Source organism: Hymenobacter sp. M1-2 (assembly GCF_057808495.1).
This window is the reverse complement of the sequence record NZ_JBTYZO010000004.1, coordinates 39,364-53,923: the sequence shown is the minus strand read 5'-3', so window position 1 is coordinate 53,923 and position 14,560 is coordinate 39,364. Positions and strand designations below refer to the sequence as shown.

Sequence of the window (14,560 nt, the reverse complement as noted above, 5' to 3'; positions counted from 1 at the left end):
GGCTATTTTCCAATGTATATTGTTTTGTCGCTAACCTTTTTGCCCCGCAGCCATGTACCTCGAACTACCAACCGCCACCGCCGAGCTTATTGATAAAGGCTTGATTTCAACTCTGCACTTCCCGCACCACGATGTGCTGACAGACCCGGCCGCCATCCAGCAGCGCCGCCACGATGCCGAACGGGCCACCAGCCTCGGCAACAACTACCACGGCAAACTCGACATCTACTTCCAAACTACCGACGGCGCCGTTAAGCGCGTCTACACCACTATCTGGGCCACACACTCCGACTACCTCACCCTCAAGTCTGGTATCACGTTGCCACTACACGCCGTCCTGGGCTTCGATTTTTATTAGGCTTTGAAGAAAATATCTTTGCCTTGCCTGTTGCTAATCGGAACAGATATTTTGGAAAGAAGAGAAAGCAGCAAGCCCTCAACACTTTATATCGTTGAGGGCTTGCTGCTTTTGTAGGCAACGCCACGAAAGAGAGAACAGCCGCAGGCTGCACGGAATGCTATATTTCCTCGCCCTAACTAAGATAATTATATCCGCTCCAGAGTTTTGGCAATCAAATCGTTGATTACCTCCTCTGAGTTGGTGGCAAATTCGCCGGTGGCGCGGTTGGCCACAATGGCGTTCAGTGACACTACTTCGTGGCCTAGCAGGCGGCCCAAGCCATAATAGCCGGCAGTTTCCATCTCGAAGTTGGTGAGACGGAATTCGCCCTCGGCGCTCTGGTAGCGGAAATTCTGGAACTGTTGAATGAGGTCGGGGCGGCGCAGATCGAGGCGCAGGACGCGGCCTTGGGGGCCATAGAAGCCGGGGCAGGTGAGCGTGTTGCCGGCTAGCATGCCCGCGCCAAGCTGCTCGCGCAACAAGTCGGTACCGCGTACGCAGTACGGGCGGTAATCAAGGCCGAGGGCCTGCTGGATGCCCGCTCCTACTTCTATCTCCAAGCCGGTTTCTACCAACGGATAGAATTGCATCAGCGAGTCGAGACCCACGGCGTGCTCCGTGACGAGGTGTGAACCCACCGGGATATCGGGCTGCAACGCACCGCTGGTGCCCACGCGCACGATGCGCAACGTGATGTGCTCCTCCTGCGGCCGGGGCTCCCGCGTCACGAAGTCAATATTGACCAGCGCATCGAGCTCATTGAGCAGAATGTCGATGTTGTCGGTACCCATGCCGGTGCTGATGACAGTGAGGCGCTTGCCGCGGTAGTAGCCCACGTGCGTCACAAACTCGCGCTTCTGCATCACCGTCTCAATCGAGTCGAAGTGCTGGCTCACCAGCGGCACCCGGTCCGGATCTCCCACCGTAATGATGGTGTCGGAGATATGGTCGGGTTGCAGATTGAGGTGGTAGATGCTGCCGTCTTTGTTGAAAATCAGCTCGGAATTGGGTATGGGCATTTGCTGCATGGCTTAATGGTTGAATTGTTAAATGGCTGAATGGTTGACTGTTCAACGCCTGTCAGAACGACCAGCCATTTAACAATTCAACCATTCAACCATTTACTTCCTGTACGACAGCAACCCTTGCTCGGGACTGTAGTGGTTGCTGATTTTAGGGTAGTTGCCGGTACCGTCGTAGGGACGTTTATCGGGGTGCTCTTGGCAGGTGGTGGAGCAAGCGCCATCGAGCTGCTGACCGCAGGCTTCGCAGAGCGGCACGTGGGCGTTGCAGTGCGGGTTGGCGCAGTTCACCATCCGGTCGGAGAGCGTGCCGCAGTGGTGGCAGTGGCTGATGACGGTCGGGTTGACGCGGTTTACATCCACGGCCACGCGGCCATCAAAGACGTAGCATTTGCCGTCGAAGTCTTCGCCGCCTGCTTCCAGGCCGTACTTAATGATGCCGCCGTGGAGCTGGTACACGTTCTCGAAGCCCTGTTCGAGCAGAAAAGCACTGGCCTTTTCGCACTTGATGCCGCCGGTGCAGTAGGTCAGAATTTTCTTACCCTTATACTGCTCCAATTCCTGCACCTTGTCGGGAAACTCGCGGAAATTCTCAATATCGAGCGTTACAGCGTTCTTAAAACGACCCAGCTCGTGCTCATAGTCGGAGCGCACGTCGAGCACCACCACGTCGTCCTGGTCCTTCATATCACGAAACTCGGTGGGCGAGAGATGCACGCCGGTGCGCTCGTAGGGCTTGAGGTGCGGCAGTCCCACGTGCACGATTTCGGGCTTCACGCGCACGTGTAGCTTCTGAAACGTGTGAGCTTCGGCTTCTTCTATCTTGAATTCCAGCGCCGCGAAACGCGGATCGGCCTTCACAAGGCGCATGTATTCAGCGCAGTCGGCCACAGTACCCGACACAGTGCCATTCAATCCTTCTGGGGCCACTATAATGCGCCCGCGCAGATTAAGGCGCAAACACAGCCGGTGGTGCTCTTCCCGAAACTGCTCAGCATCCGCAATTGGGGTGTAGCAGTAATACAGCAGAACGTGGTAGTTCATAAGGCAATGAGCAATCATCAATGAGCAATGAGCAATTCGCTGGCTAGGTCCGCCTGAACTATTCATTGCTCATTGTCCATTGATAATTAAACTTTAGCGGCGGGGTTGCCGAATACGGTTTGGTTGGCGGGCACGTCGGCTACCACTACGGAGCCGGCCCCCACGCGGGCTTTGTTACCGATTTTGACGCCGGCCACCACAATAGCTCCCGCCCCGACAAAGGCTTGCTCGCCCACCGTCACGTCGGCGTTGAGGATGGCGCCGGCTCCTAGCTGCGCGTAATCGCCTAGCTCGGCGCGGGCGTCTACTACGGCGTTGGGGCCGATAAGGCAGCCATTACCCACTTTGGCGGTGCCCACTACTACGGCATTAGCTCCCACCAAATTGCCGTGCCCCAGCCAGGCATGCGCCGATACGCTGGCCCGCTGGTGAATGGCGTTGACGGGCACGGCTTGGTATTCCTCCTGCAGCATGTTGGTGAGGCTACAGCGGCTGGCGGTATCTTCAGTGGCTACGAATACTTCGCACTTTTTGCCCAGCAACTTGAGCAGCTCTTTGTCGTCGGTGTTGCCCATGATGGGCACATCCAGCAGCTCGGTGTTCTGAAGGCTGGCGTTGTCATCGAGCATGCAGTACACCACCACGTCGTTGGAAAGAAAGGAGTCGAGGGCGGCGGTGCCCACCGTTTGGGCGCCAAGAATGATTACGGGGTTTTCCATACGAAGTGAGAAGCGGCTCAAAGGCCAGCGGAGTTCCAAACCGCAAATTTAGGCATTCGTTTGCTCGCACGAAGCAGCCAACCTAGCCTTTTCACCGCAGAGTCAGCCTACATCCCGATTCGGCGCAGCCAACGCGTGGCTCCCTCGTGCTGGAGCACTAGTAGCAACACATAAGGCAGCAGCGCCACTCGGTAGCGGTTCAGCGTGCCGAGGTTGGGCGTGCTCAGGCCGAGCAGCGCGGCTAGCAGCACATCGTACGCCAGCAGTACCAGCACCACCGCGAAAGGTAGCCGCCCAGCTCGCCCCCGCCCAACAGCCCCCAACGACCACAGCACCAAAGTCAACAGCAGCAAATTTTCGATTCCTGCCGCTATGTAGAGCAGTTGCTTTCCTTCCCAAGGCCAAGGCCGGCTCAGTGTGTCCAGCACTGCTCGTGGGGCGTGAGTAAGCAGACTTTCGACCGTTGGGCGCAGGTTGGGATACTCGATGTGCGGGCGGCCAGCAGAATTGGCCTGCATGGTGTGGTAGTTGATGATCAGGCGACTGGTGAACTTGTTGAGGCTGAAGACTGGGCTAATCTGGCCTAGCAACCAAGCCCCACCGGCTAGCCAACCCGCCAACAGCAGCACTTGCATCCACCGTCGCCGGGCGCCACCCAACCCCTGTATCACCCAGATCAGTCCCAGGCCACTTAGCGAGGCCAGCAGCAAACCCGCGAAGAAAAAGCGCATCTGAAAGTGTAGCACCGCCAGCAACAGCGCCGCCAGCACTGCCCCAAGGCGTATCGGCCGGGCGCCATAGAGCCAGTTTAGCACCAGCGCCGTGAGGCCAGCACCGCTACCTACCAGCACGCTTTCCTTGGTGATGCCGCCAGTCCAGTATATCACCGTTGGCCAGGCTAGGAAGCTAACCAACACCGCGCCTATCGGGGTTTCGGGCCAAATACGGGCCACTACGCGGACCAGTTCCCAGCAGCTCACGAAGCAAAAGAGCGAACAGTAAAATCCCAGCAGGAAAGCATTGCCCAGGGCTCCCAGGTTCAGCACCGACAATAGCTTGATAAAGAACAGCGTATTAGAAAAGCCGTGAAATACCAAGTTTTGGCCTGCGAAGTGAAATTCGTCGCTGGTTAGGGTGTGCAGCCAGTCGGCGGGGCTGGCCCAGAATTGCTCAGTGAAAGATTGGGACCAACTTAGGTAGTACGCCGGGTCACCACCAATAAGGAGGGTAGCTATAATGCAGGCCACCAACTTCAGGGCTAGCAAGGGCAGCAGCCAACGGCCTAGGCTTGGCGCGGACAGGCGCCGCCGCAGCCACTGCCACAGCAGCACCGCCAGCCCAAGATTCAAAGCCACCGCCAACGCCAGTTTCACCGAGTGCTGGGGTTTCGTTGTAAGATGCGGCTTCCGATGGCGCAGTGCAGGCAGCGGCGCGGCGCGCAATAGCCGCGGTGCAACGCCAGCAGCCCCTGCGAATCGGCGGCGGTACGGTGTCCGAAGCCCTGGGCCGCGTAGGCATCCGTGACGTGGTTGTGCTCAGCAGGCAAGCCACTGAGCAGCGCCACGGCACTTTCCACCAGCTCCGGTTGGCCAACGTGCCGAGCGTAGGCCACACGCAGCGGAACTACCACGTTGGTAATCAATACCTGAATGCTGCTCTTGCCAAGAGCTGGCACCTTGCCCGGCACGCCCGGCCGATAGTGCGTGCGCCAGTAGTCGGCGGTAGGTACCTGGAAGAAGTGAGTCAGGGTGGGGACGTCGGCGGCTGTGAGCAGGGCGTCGAACAGTGCGGGACGGGCGTGCAACACGGCCGCCAGCTGCGCCAGCCGAACCGGCGGAAAGTTAGCGGGCCGCAGCCGCAGGAAGTTCCATTCGTGGGCGGCCAGCGCCGTGCCGTGCAGACTATACTTATGGCGCAGAAACTCGAACTCCTGCCGCAGCTCAGTTATGTAGTCGTCGGTTCTGCTTTCTTCGGTTTCAACCAACAACCCAGCCTGCCCGAACAGCAGCGCCTCCAGCTGCCGGGCATCGTGGCGGTGGCGGCGCAACACAGCCAGTGGCAGGGCTTTAGCCAGGCGGGCTAGCGGTTCGCTGTTTTTTTGGAAGCCGAAAGCAGCAGCCAACGCGTGGTAGGAGGTTGCTTCCCAGTCGTGGCCCAGGTGCTGGTGCAGTTCTGTTACCACGGCAGCTTTTTGCTCCACTCGTTCCAGCAAAGCGCGCTCTACCATGCTCACCCGCGTGATGTTGGGCACGGCTGCGAGCAGAGGAGCGCAAGGCAGGCTATCGGCCGGAGTAGGCGTTTCGAGCAGGTTCTCGTAGGTTCTGAGCAGTTCTGGCGCGAGGCGCGGCGCCAACGCCAGAGCTGGTACTTCACTGCCATCGAGGCGGTGCACTGGTTGGTCGGCTTCGTACACCACGTGCAGCACTACCTGGTCGTATTTGGGGTCGTGTTGGTGCTGGTGACGGTGCCAATCGGAAGACTTGATGTGAATTTCCACGGCGCCGTTCCATTCCACCTCGCCTAATTGTAGGCGCGCACTCAAAAAGTCGGGGCCGGCGTCGGAATTGCGCAGGCCGGGCTTAAGCACCGTTATGGGTTGGCCTTCAGTGGTAAGCAAGTCGGTTTTATTGAAGTATTGATGCTGCCAAACGTAGTGGAGGAAATCTTCTTGCATAACGGATACTTTACCAGGTTTTGAGAATATTGCTGGTAAATATAGCGGCCAAACCACAGCGCGTATTGCTTGTTCGCGTTATCAACGCACGCGCATCTGTAGCCGCAGCCTCAAGCCGATAAACTTTGTATTCTTCACATGCCCACAATCCGTTCCGTGCAGCCAGAAGAAGCTGAACTTCTGGCGCAGCTCGGCCGCCAAAGCTACCTCGATCATTATGCCGAGCTGTGGCACCAAGCCGGTTTGAACGACTTTCTGCGCCGGTCTTTTACGGTGAGCAAGCTGCGCCGGGAACTGCGGCACCAGCCCAATATTCAATACTTCTTCGTGCTTTCGGATGCCCAACAGCCCGTCGGATTTGCCAAGCTGAAACTGCACCGCTGGCTGCCGGGCCTAAAAAGCCGCAACGCGGTGCTGTTGCAAAAAATCTACTTCCTGCGCGAATCCGCGGGTCAGGGCATGGGCCAGCAGTTCATGCAGTATTTGTTCGACTACGCTCGCCAAGCCGGGAAGGAGCTGATGTGGCTCGACGTGCTCAAAACCAACACTGGTGGCCAACGCTTCTACGAGCGGCTGGGCTTCGAGAAATACCGTGAAATCCCGTTTCAAACCGACAAAACGGACGTTGGCATGTGGGTGATGAAGAAGGAACTATGAACGCAAATCGGCCCGCCCCCGCACGAGGCGGAAGCGGGCCGGGCAAAGCGGCAGCGCCTTATTAGCGCAGGTCGATGACCTTGATGCCTTTGTACTTGGTCTTATCGAAGTTGAACGTGGTGGCATCCACGGGCACGTTCGGCGTGAACTTGTTGATCTTGAAAGTGTAGCGGTTGCCGTTCTTCTTGAACATCTGCCAGCTTTTCACCGACTTATCCGCCTTGCTCACCTTCAGGCGCACTTTGAATACGGGATTGTTACGGTCTTCCGGCGACAGTTCAATCACGTCTACAGCCTCTCCGCCTTCCTTGGCTTCCTGCACGTAGGCGTACTTATAGCCTTTCTTGTAGAGCGTATAGATCTGTGAGGGAGATACTTCCTGCTCCTCAGGCTCATAGTCGGAGATGTTCACCTCGTTTTCCGACTTCATGTAAGTCCATACTGTCTGGCCGTTGTTGATGACTTCCTGGCCGCTGATCTTCAACCGGAACTTCTGGCCGCTCACCGTGATGTCGCCGCTCAGATTTTCCTTCACTTTAGAGGCGTCGTTTTCCAAAGTCTGGGTGAAGTTGGCCCGGAAGGCTTTCATGGCCTGATACTTGGCGCTCATCTGGTCGAGAATCTTGCCAGCTTTGGGGTCCTGCTGCGCCGAAGCGGCCGACACGAGCGACGCGGAAAGGGCAAGCAGGGCGAAGTATTTTTTCATTTCAAAAGGTGATTCGGTAAAGTGAGTACAGAGACGTACGAGGAGTTACTTTGTTTAGATGTCAACAAAAAGAAGTTGAAAAAAGCTTCTTTGCTGGCTCCTAGAGCATTTCTGTACGGTTACTTAGGCAAAGCATTCAACAACTGTTCCAAACTGTACTCGTCCGGAATCAGTACCTCACGGGCTTTGCTGCCCTCAAACGGCCCCACAATACCCGCATGCTCCAGTTGGTCGATGAGCCGGCCGGCGCGGTTGTAGCCGAGCTTGAGGCGGCGCTGGAGCAGCGAGGTACTGCCCTGCTGGTGCGTAACGATGACGCGGGCCGCTTCCTCAAACATAGAGTCGCGTTGCGCGGGGTCGAAGTCCTCGACGTCGCCGCTGCCGCCGCCACTTTCGCCTACCACTTCGGGCAGCAGGTAGGCATCGGGGTAGCCTTGTTGCTCACCGATGTAGTCGCAGAGACGGTCCACTTCCGGCGTGTCGATAAAGGCACACTGCACCCGGATAAGGTCCGAGCCGGCTGAGAATAGCATGTCGCCTTGGCCTACGAGTTGGTCGGCGCCACCAGTGTCGAGAATGGTGCGCGAGTCAATCTTACTGGTCACCTTGAAGGAAATCCGGCACGGGAAGTTGGCCTTGATGATGCCCGTAATCACGTTCACGGAAGGCCGCTGCGTGGCTACAATGAGGTGAATGCCGATGGCGCGGGCCAGCTGGGCGAGGCGGGCAATGGGCGTTTCCACCTCTTTGCCCGCCGTCATCATGAGGTCGGCCAGCTCGTCAATTACCAACACGATGAAGGGCATGAAGCGGTGGCCTTTTTTCGGGTTGAGGCGCCGCTCCATGAACTTGCGGTTGTACTCCTTCAGGTTGCGGCAGCCGGCGTCCTTGAGCAGGTCGTAGCGGCGGTCCATTTCCATGCACAGCGAATTGAGCGTGTTCACCACCTTTTTGGTGTCAGTGATGATGGCCTCTTCGGTGTCCGGGAGCTTGGCCAGGAAGTGGCGCTCAATCTTGTTGAAGATGCTCAGCTCCACCTTCTTGGGGTCCACGAGCACGAACTTGAGCTGGGCGGGATGGCGCTTATAAATCAACGAAGCCAGAATCACGTTCAGCCCTACTGACTTACCCTGGCCCGTAGCACCAGCCATGAGCAAGTGCGGCATTTTAGCCAAGTCGGCCACGAATACTTCGTTGGTGATAGTGCGCCCGAAAGCCACCGGCAGGTCCATTTCGGTGTTGATGAACTTGTCGGTACTGAACACCGAACGGATGCTCACCATTTCCTTCTTGGTGTTCGGCACCTCAATACCGATGGTGCCCTTACCCGGAATAGGCGCGATGATGCGGATGCCCAAGGCGGCAAGGCTCAGGGCAATATCATCTTCTAGGCTCTTGATTTTGGAGATGCGCACCCCAGCATCAGGCACTATCTCGTAGAGCGTGACCGTGGGGCCGATGGTGGCTTTGATGCTGGCGATGTTGATGCCGTAGTGACCTAGCGTTTCTACAATCCGGTCCTTGTTGGCTTCCAGCTCTTCCTTGGTTACCTGCGCTTTGGCCTGTCCGTAGTCGTTGAGCAGTTCCAGCGTGGGATACTGGTAGCGCGAGAGGTCCAGCGTGGGGTCGTAGTTGACGGCCGGCATGGTGTCGGCGTCATCCTCGGCATCCTCTGAAATTGCCGCCATTGCCGCCCCAGCCGCGGGGTCTAGTTCACCGGGCTTGGTTTCGATCTGGAAAGTGGGCTGCGCGTGCGCCGGAACCGTCTGAACTGGTTGCGTAGCCGCGGGCAGCGGCGCATCTGCATCGGCCAAATCAGCTAACGACAGCGGCGTGGGCACCCGGGCAGATGAAACAGTTATTGGCTCAGGGTCTACGGGCGTTTCGATGGAGAAGCTTGGGCCTTTCGAGGACGCTTCGGCACCAGCCGACGCCACCGGGGCAGCGGCACTAGCCATACTTAAGCCGGCACCAGTTGTCACGCTCAATGGTACAGCGGCCCCGGTGGCCGTTACGCTCGCCGCAGCGGCCACCGCCGGAACTACGGCTGGCGCGATGCTGAAAGCCGGCGACGCTACGGAACCCGTAGTCAGAATCGGGGCGTCCGGTGGAGTGTCCTCGTCTTCTTCGCTGACTGCCACCGGCCGTTTACTAGCTGCTGCCGGACGAATATCTCGCACGACGAAACCCAGGTCGGGCTCCTGCTCTTCGTGGTCGAGTGAGGCAGTGGGGTTGGCGGCGTGATTTACGCCCAGGCCAGTGCGGCCGTATAGGTCGAGGCCGTCGGGGGTGATTTCGGCGTCCTCCTCTCCTTCTGTTCGGAAGCTAGGCAGAGTGATAGAGGTGACGTTGAAGAAGAACACCACGAAGGAAATCAGCAGGAAGGCCAGCAGCAACACTGTGCCCCAGCCAACGAGACTGTCGAGCCAGAGGGCCGCTTCGTAGCCGATGCCACCGCTCAGGAAATCGAGGCGGTAACCTAGGTTGGGGTCAGCATCGGGCGCCTGCATCGTGAGGACCACGTAGCCCAGCAGCACGCTCACCCAGCCCATGATAAATAAGCACAGCGCCAACACGTAGCTAACGGACAGGCCCGCGCGCCGGAACACCATTTTGTAGCCCAGGAAAAAGACGATGGGAATGAGCGCAAACGCGCCCACGCCGAACCCCTTGTAGATCAGCGCCTGCGCGGCAAATGCCCCAATCAGCCCCAACCAGTTGCCCGACTGTTGCCCGGCTTCTTTCACCGGCGTCCGTTCCAAGCCTTCGATTACGCTTTGGTCGGCGTGGCCCGTGAACAGGAAGGAGAAGAAGGCAAACGTCAGGTAGAGGGAAGCCAGCAGGAAGAAGAAGCCTAAGAAGAGTTGGAAACGCCGGTCGCGCAGAAAGTTGAACAGGCCGCCTAGCTTCAACGAAGGCAGCTTCAGAGGCTTGCGCGGAGCTTTGGGCGCGGCTTTCGGCTCGGCCGCCCGGCGGTTTTCGCGCGGCGCGGCGGGCTCGGGCGCAACCGTCCGGGGCTGGTTGGCCCGCGTTGGCCGCGGCTCGTTGGGCCGGTTGGTAGGGGTTGGGTCTTGCTTGTAAGTATTTTTTGCCATTCTCACGCACCAAAGGGCCAAATCTAGGCAATTATTGGGTGATTAAGTGACTGGGCATTTGGTAGATTAGGCAGTAGAAATAGAGCATTATAGTGGTCTAACGGACAAGCTGCGCCATACTTTGCAGCGGCCAGCATCGGCTTGCTCATTTTTCTGCTGACGAAAGGCAGCCTCATCAAGACCACGCAGAGCTTTATTCTCTGTGCGCTTAGTTCTTGTCCCCTTATCAATATAACACACATCATCACGCCTCCCCACTAGTGAATTCTTCACTTAGCTGCAAGAGGGCTATAGGCTTCCGCTACTTTTCAAGCGTTTCATACAGCCAGATGTGCCAATAAGCGCCTGGCTGCTCGAACGAACCCACGAGCCGCAAGCCGCTACGAGCGGGGGTAGCTAACCGCGCCGCTGAAAGGACGTAGCGCCCACCTAACCGCTGGAAAGCAGTAGCGTTGAAGTCGAAGTCCTGCACCGTGCGCGGCGACGCGGCGCCTACTCGAAAATCCTTGCCTAATTCCGCCGCAAACACGTAGCACCGACTGCCCCAGGCATCGAAATAGCGGCGTAGCTCCGGACTCTTCGCTAGCTCACCAGCAATGATGGGCCGGAAATGGTGTTTGTAAGACAGTGGGTAATTGTTCTGATAAGAGTCGAGGGTGTAAAAGTTGTTGAGCTGAGCCACAGCTGGCGGGAGCCCCAGACTTGCCACGCGGTACTGCGCCGGGACCAGGCCACTTCGCCGCTCAATAGTTTGCTGCACCTGCTGAAATAAAGTCGGAGCCACGTAGGCGGTGTAGTTGGGTTCATGCGGGTTCGGTCGGCCGGCCAGTTCCCGCAGGTTGTTGAGCCATTCAGGGTTCATGCCCAAGCCTACCAACAGCTGCAAGCTCAGCACCACCGCCTGCCAGCGCCCCGACAAGTAGCGCAGGGCTAAGGCCAGCAGCAGGAACCACAGCAGCGGCGTCAGGAAGTGAAAACGGCCAAAATTGAAGGTGGCCAGCAACGGCAAACGGGCCTGCGTCACGGCCACTAGTTGGGGGTAAAAGCCGCTGAACAAAGCCACTCCGGCCAGCACCAGCAGCCAGGGCGTAAATTCCCGCAGCCTGGCCCTCCGCTCCCCAGTCGGAGCCGACACCACCGCTACTGCCACCGCCAGCAGCATCACGGCGCGCAAAAACTGGCCGGCGTGGTATTGCCCGAACAGAAAAAACTGCGCTGAGCTTCGCAGCCCCGCTCGCAAGCCCATGTCCGTGAGTTGCGCCATATCGAACTCCAACCGGTGTGGTACGAACTGTTTGGCAACGAGCTGCGAATACAACAGCGGCCAGTCTACCAACACCGACACGCCCAACAACAGCATTAGCCCCAGCAGAAACGGCCAGTTCAGGCGGCGCGTGCGCCACCAGTCCCAGGCCCACAGCCCACCCAACACGGCCAGCGCAAACGGCCCTACCAACACGAACGTGCTCCAGAGCGGAAAAACCGCAATGATAACCCAGTGCCACCACCGCAACGCACCCCGCCACAACGCCAGAAAAGCCACTAGCAGCGCCGGCTGGCCCATTATCGTCAAGCCGTACATGGAATATAATGGCAGCACAGCCCAGCACAAAGCTAGAGCCGCAGCTAGCACCGGGGCCCGACTGCCGGCCAGAACCTCCCGCCGCACCAGCGCATGCATGCCAAGCAGCCCAATGAGCCGCACCAACACCTGCTGCACCAAATACGCAGCCCAAGGCGGCAGTAATGCAAACAGGCCAACCGTCGCACTCAGACCAGGCCGGAGAGCAGTGCGCGGCAGCCCATTCATGATGGGTGGCAGCACCGTGCCCGCATTGTAATCAAATACTATCCCGTAACGAAGCAGCAGATAGGAAATGTTGAGTTCTGCATCTAGATTATCGTCGATTGTTATGTAACTATGCGCCTGTAGTATGCCGTATGGCAAAGTGAACAGTAGCAAGCCCAGCAGTGCCAGCAGCAACGGTGAAAACCGGGAAGAAGTAGAACGAATTGGTGGCACAGAAACGATATTTGCTGCAAAAGTACCCCGCTCCCCTATAACTTGTCGTCCGCACCTCTTGCAATGCCAGATTAGGTTTTCCTTTTCTCCTTTCCACGCATTGTCTCATGTCTGATCCTTCCTCCTCATCTGCCGGACAAGAACCTTTCTGTCGGGTGGAATTCGATAATAACAACCACTGGTTACGGGCCACTTGGCAGGGTTTTGTCAATCCACAGCAGGCACTGCAAAGTGTGGTATCGTCTCTAAACGTGCTGAGCACCTCGCTTACTCCTTTGTTTCTGAACGATAATAGCCAGGTCCTCAATCCGTGGTTCGATTCGCTCACGTGGCTGCGCTACGTGTGGGAAAGTACCGACACGCCGCCGCCTGCCTGCGTGGCCCACGTAATGCAGCCCGGCGGCAACGCCAACGCCGGCGACCTAGACATCAGTTGGACGCGCAAAGTCGGCACCGAGTTGCAACTGTTCGAGTCAGTGGGCGAAGCGGAGGAATGGCTGCACAGCTGCCAGGACAGCCTCGAACAATAATACCTCGGCAGGCTAGGCTTAGCTGCGGGGGTGGAACGCCGTGATAACCTGCTGGAGATAGTCGCGGTCGAGGTGGGTGTAGATTTCGGTGGTGGTAATACTCTCGTGGCCCAGCATTTCCTGTACCGCGCGCAGGTCGGCGCCGCCTTCGATGAGGTGCGTGGCGAAGGAGTGCCGAAACGTGTGCGGGCTAATGCTTTTGCGCACGCCGGCTTTGTCGGCAGCGGCTTTGATGATGTTGAATATCATCACTCGGGAGAGTTTCGAACCGCGCTTGTTGAGGAACACGAAATCTTCGTTGCCAGGTTGGATGTCGAGGTGGCAGCGGATGCCTTGCAGATAGAGGCCCACGTGCTTGAGCGCGTCGCGGCCGATGGGCACGAGGCGCTCTTTGTTGCCTTTGCCGGTCACGCGCACGAAGCCTTGGTCGGCGTACACGTTGGAAAGGCGCAGGTCAGTCAGCTCGCTCACCCGCAGGCCCGACGAGTACAGCACTTCGAGGATGGCGCGGTTGCGGGTGCCTTCGGGCGTACTTAGGTCGATGCCGTCGAGTAGCTGTACTATTTCCTCGTAGCTGAGTGTATCGGGCAGCTTGCGGCCGGTTTTGGGCGCTTCCAGCGTATCAGTGGGGTCGAGCGTGAGCAGGTCCTCCATAATCATGAAGCTGAAAAACGCCTTGATACCCGATAGAATGCGGGCCTGCGAAGTGGCGCTCAGCCCCAGTTCGCCGAGCCACGCCAGAAACTCACGCAGCAGCGCCGTAGTTACTTCCTTGGGGCTGTTGGGCAAGTGGCGGATTTCTAGAAAGTGTCGCAGCTTGCCTACGTCCCGCACGTAAGCCTCCACAGAATTGGCGGAAAGCGACTTTTCGAGTTGCAAATAGCCTTCGAACTGCCGGAGCGTGATGGACCAGGTGGACATGGGTTAGATGGCTGAATTGTTTAATGGTTGAATTGTTGTCTGGCGCTGAGTCCTGCGGATATTCGCGCAAGTTTAGTGAAGCCTTCATCAGCACCGCTAGGGAATGGTTGGCTTTTTGAAATCAACCATTTAACCATTCAACCATTTAACCCATGCAGCTCCTCATTCTCAACGGCCCCAACCTCAACCTGCTCGGCCGCCGCGAGCCCGGCATCTACGGCACCCGCTCCTTCGACGACTACCTGCCGGAGTTGCGCACTGCTTTCCCCGACGTCACCATCGAATACTTTCAAAGCAACCACGAAGGCGAGCTGCTCGACAAAATGCACGAAGTGGGCTACACCTACCACGGCATCGTGCTCAACGCGGGCGGCTACACCCATACCAGCGTGGCCCTCGCCGATGCCGTAGCCGCTATCAACACCCCCGTCATCGAAGTGCACCTAACCAATCTGCACGCCCGCGAAGAATTCCGGCAGAAAAGCCTGCTCGGCAAACACTGCCTGGGCAGCATCAGCGGCTTCAAGCTAGAAAGCTACCGCCTCGCCATCCAATACTTCGAAAGCCTCCGCCCGAAACGAGTGGGATTTAAAGTGTAGCCTAACTGTCATTGCGAGCAACGCGAAGCAATCCTTCCTCTACGTGCGACAAGCCCACTGAAGCGAGAGCCTCTTAACGCCAGGGTGTAGCACACTAACGCCAAAGGCTTGGCTGATAAGTAACATTCTCAGCACGTAGAGGAAGGATTGCTTCGCGTTGCTCGCAATGA

13 protein-coding genes are annotated in these 14,560 nt (G+C 57.9%); 4 read left to right on the top strand and 9 right to left on the bottom strand.

Annotation, left to right across the window (positions count from 1 at the left end):
- Window positions 1-52: 52 nt before the first annotated feature.
- Complete coding sequence (locus ACYSMN_RS05405) at window positions 53-358, top strand: hypothetical protein (RefSeq protein WP_488922830.1); 306 nt, start codon at window positions 53-55, stop codon at window positions 356-358.
- A gap of 188 nt (window positions 359-546) precedes the next feature.
- On the opposite strand, the gene ACYSMN_RS05400 is transcribed toward ACYSMN_RS05405, so the two are convergent.
- From ACYSMN_RS05400 to ACYSMN_RS05380, 5 genes are all read right to left on the bottom strand, one after another.
- Complete coding sequence (locus ACYSMN_RS05400; protein WP_488922829.1) at window positions 547-1,419, bottom strand: nucleoside phosphorylase; 873 nt, start codon at window positions 1,417-1,419, stop codon at window positions 547-549.
- Window positions 1,420-1,521: 102 nt separating this feature from the next.
- Window positions 1,522-2,466: an oxygen-dependent tRNA uridine(34) hydroxylase TrhO gene (trhO, locus tag ACYSMN_RS05395; protein WP_488922828.1), complete on the bottom strand. Its 945-nt coding sequence runs from the start codon at window positions 2,464-2,466 to the stop codon at window positions 1,522-1,524.
- A gap of 86 nt (window positions 2,467-2,552) precedes the next feature.
- A complete protein-coding gene (locus ACYSMN_RS05390) occupies window positions 2,553-3,185 on the bottom strand; it encodes a NeuD/PglB/VioB family sugar acetyltransferase (protein WP_488922827.1) in 633 nt (210 codons plus the stop codon).
- Window positions 3,186-3,292: 107 nt separating this feature from the next.
- Window positions 3,293-4,558 (bottom strand): hypothetical protein, encoded by a 1,266-nt coding sequence (locus ACYSMN_RS05385; RefSeq protein WP_488922826.1) that lies wholly within the window; start codon window positions 4,556-4,558, stop codon window positions 3,293-3,295.
- Window positions 4,555-5,859, bottom strand: coding sequence for a DUF2851 family protein (locus ACYSMN_RS05380; protein ID WP_488922825.1), 1,305 nt, complete (start codon window positions 5,857-5,859; stop codon window positions 4,555-4,557). Before ACYSMN_RS05380 ends, ACYSMN_RS05385 begins: the two co-directional genes overlap by 4 nt.
- A gap of 138 nt (window positions 5,860-5,997) precedes the next feature.
- Here ACYSMN_RS05380 and ACYSMN_RS05375 point away from each other — a divergent pair, with 138 nt between their 5' ends.
- Window positions 5,998-6,516, top strand: coding sequence for a GNAT family N-acetyltransferase (locus tag ACYSMN_RS05375; RefSeq protein WP_488922824.1), 519 nt, complete (start codon window positions 5,998-6,000; stop codon window positions 6,514-6,516).
- A 61-nt stretch (window positions 6,517-6,577) separates the two neighbouring features.
- On the opposite strand, the gene lolA1 is transcribed toward ACYSMN_RS05375, so the two are convergent.
- From lolA1 to ACYSMN_RS05360, 3 genes are all read right to left on the bottom strand, one after another.
- Window positions 6,578-7,222: an outer membrane lipoprotein periplasmic chaperone LolA1 gene (gene lolA1, locus ACYSMN_RS05370; RefSeq protein WP_488922823.1), complete on the bottom strand. Its 645-nt coding sequence runs from the start codon at window positions 7,220-7,222 to the stop codon at window positions 6,578-6,580.
- Window positions 7,223-7,341: 119 nt separating this feature from the next.
- Window positions 7,342-10,317, bottom strand: a complete 2,976-nt coding sequence (locus ACYSMN_RS05365; protein WP_488922822.1) for an FtsK/SpoIIIE family DNA translocase — start codon at window positions 10,315-10,317, stop codon at window positions 7,342-7,344.
- 301 nt (window positions 10,318-10,618) lie between these two features.
- A complete protein-coding gene (locus ACYSMN_RS05360) occupies window positions 10,619-12,340 on the bottom strand; it encodes a DUF6044 family protein (RefSeq protein WP_488922821.1) in 1,722 nt (573 codons plus the stop codon).
- Between the two features lie 107 nt (window positions 12,341-12,447).
- On the opposite strand from ACYSMN_RS05360, the gene ACYSMN_RS05355 reads away from it, so the two are divergent.
- On the top strand, window positions 12,448-12,870 hold the full coding sequence (locus ACYSMN_RS05355) for a hypothetical protein (RefSeq protein ID WP_488922820.1): 423 nt from the start codon (window positions 12,448-12,450) through the stop codon (window positions 12,868-12,870).
- An 18-nt stretch (window positions 12,871-12,888) separates the two neighbouring features.
- Here ACYSMN_RS05355 and xerD read toward each other — a convergent pair whose 3' ends face one another.
- On the bottom strand, window positions 12,889-13,791 hold the full coding sequence (gene xerD / locus ACYSMN_RS05350) for a site-specific tyrosine recombinase XerD (protein WP_488922819.1): 903 nt from the start codon (window positions 13,789-13,791) through the stop codon (window positions 12,889-12,891).
- Window positions 13,792-13,943: 152 nt separating this feature from the next.
- On the opposite strand from xerD, the gene aroQ reads away from it, so the two are divergent.
- Window positions 13,944-14,390, top strand: coding sequence for a type II 3-dehydroquinate dehydratase (aroQ, locus tag ACYSMN_RS05345; RefSeq protein WP_488922818.1), 447 nt, complete (start codon window positions 13,944-13,946; stop codon window positions 14,388-14,390).
- Window positions 14,391-14,560: the final 170 nt, after the last annotated feature.

Coding starts and splice junctions, on each gene's coding strand:
- ACYSMN_RS05405 (WP_488922830.1), top strand. CDS start 53: ATGTACCTCGAACTACCAACCGCCACCGCCGAGCTTATTGATAAAGGC.
- ACYSMN_RS05400 (WP_488922829.1), bottom strand. CDS start 1,419: ATGCCCATACCCAATTCCGAGCTGATTTTCAACAAAGACGGCAGCATC.
- trhO (WP_488922828.1), bottom strand. CDS start 2,466: ATGAACTACCACGTTCTGCTGTATTACTGCTACACCCCAATTGCGGAT.
- ACYSMN_RS05390 (WP_488922827.1), bottom strand. CDS start 3,185: ATGGAAAACCCCGTAATCATTCTTGGCGCCCAAACGGTGGGCACCGCC.
- ACYSMN_RS05380 (WP_488922825.1), bottom strand. CDS start 5,859: ATGCAAGAAGATTTCCTCCACTACGTTTGGCAGCATCAATACTTCAAT.
- ACYSMN_RS05375 (WP_488922824.1), top strand. CDS start 5,998: ATGCCCACAATCCGTTCCGTGCAGCCAGAAGAAGCTGAACTTCTGGCG.
- lolA1 (WP_488922823.1), bottom strand. CDS start 7,222: ATGAAAAAATACTTCGCCCTGCTTGCCCTTTCCGCGTCGCTCGTGTCG.
- ACYSMN_RS05365 (WP_488922822.1), bottom strand. CDS start 10,317: ATGGCAAAAAATACTTACAAGCAAGACCCAACCCCTACCAACCGGCCC.
- ACYSMN_RS05355 (WP_488922820.1), top strand. CDS start 12,448: ATGTCTGATCCTTCCTCCTCATCTGCCGGACAAGAACCTTTCTGTCGG.
- xerD (WP_488922819.1), bottom strand. CDS start 13,791: ATGTCCACCTGGTCCATCACGCTCCGGCAGTTCGAAGGCTATTTGCAA.
- aroQ (WP_488922818.1), top strand. CDS start 13,944: ATGCAGCTCCTCATTCTCAACGGCCCCAACCTCAACCTGCTCGGCCGC.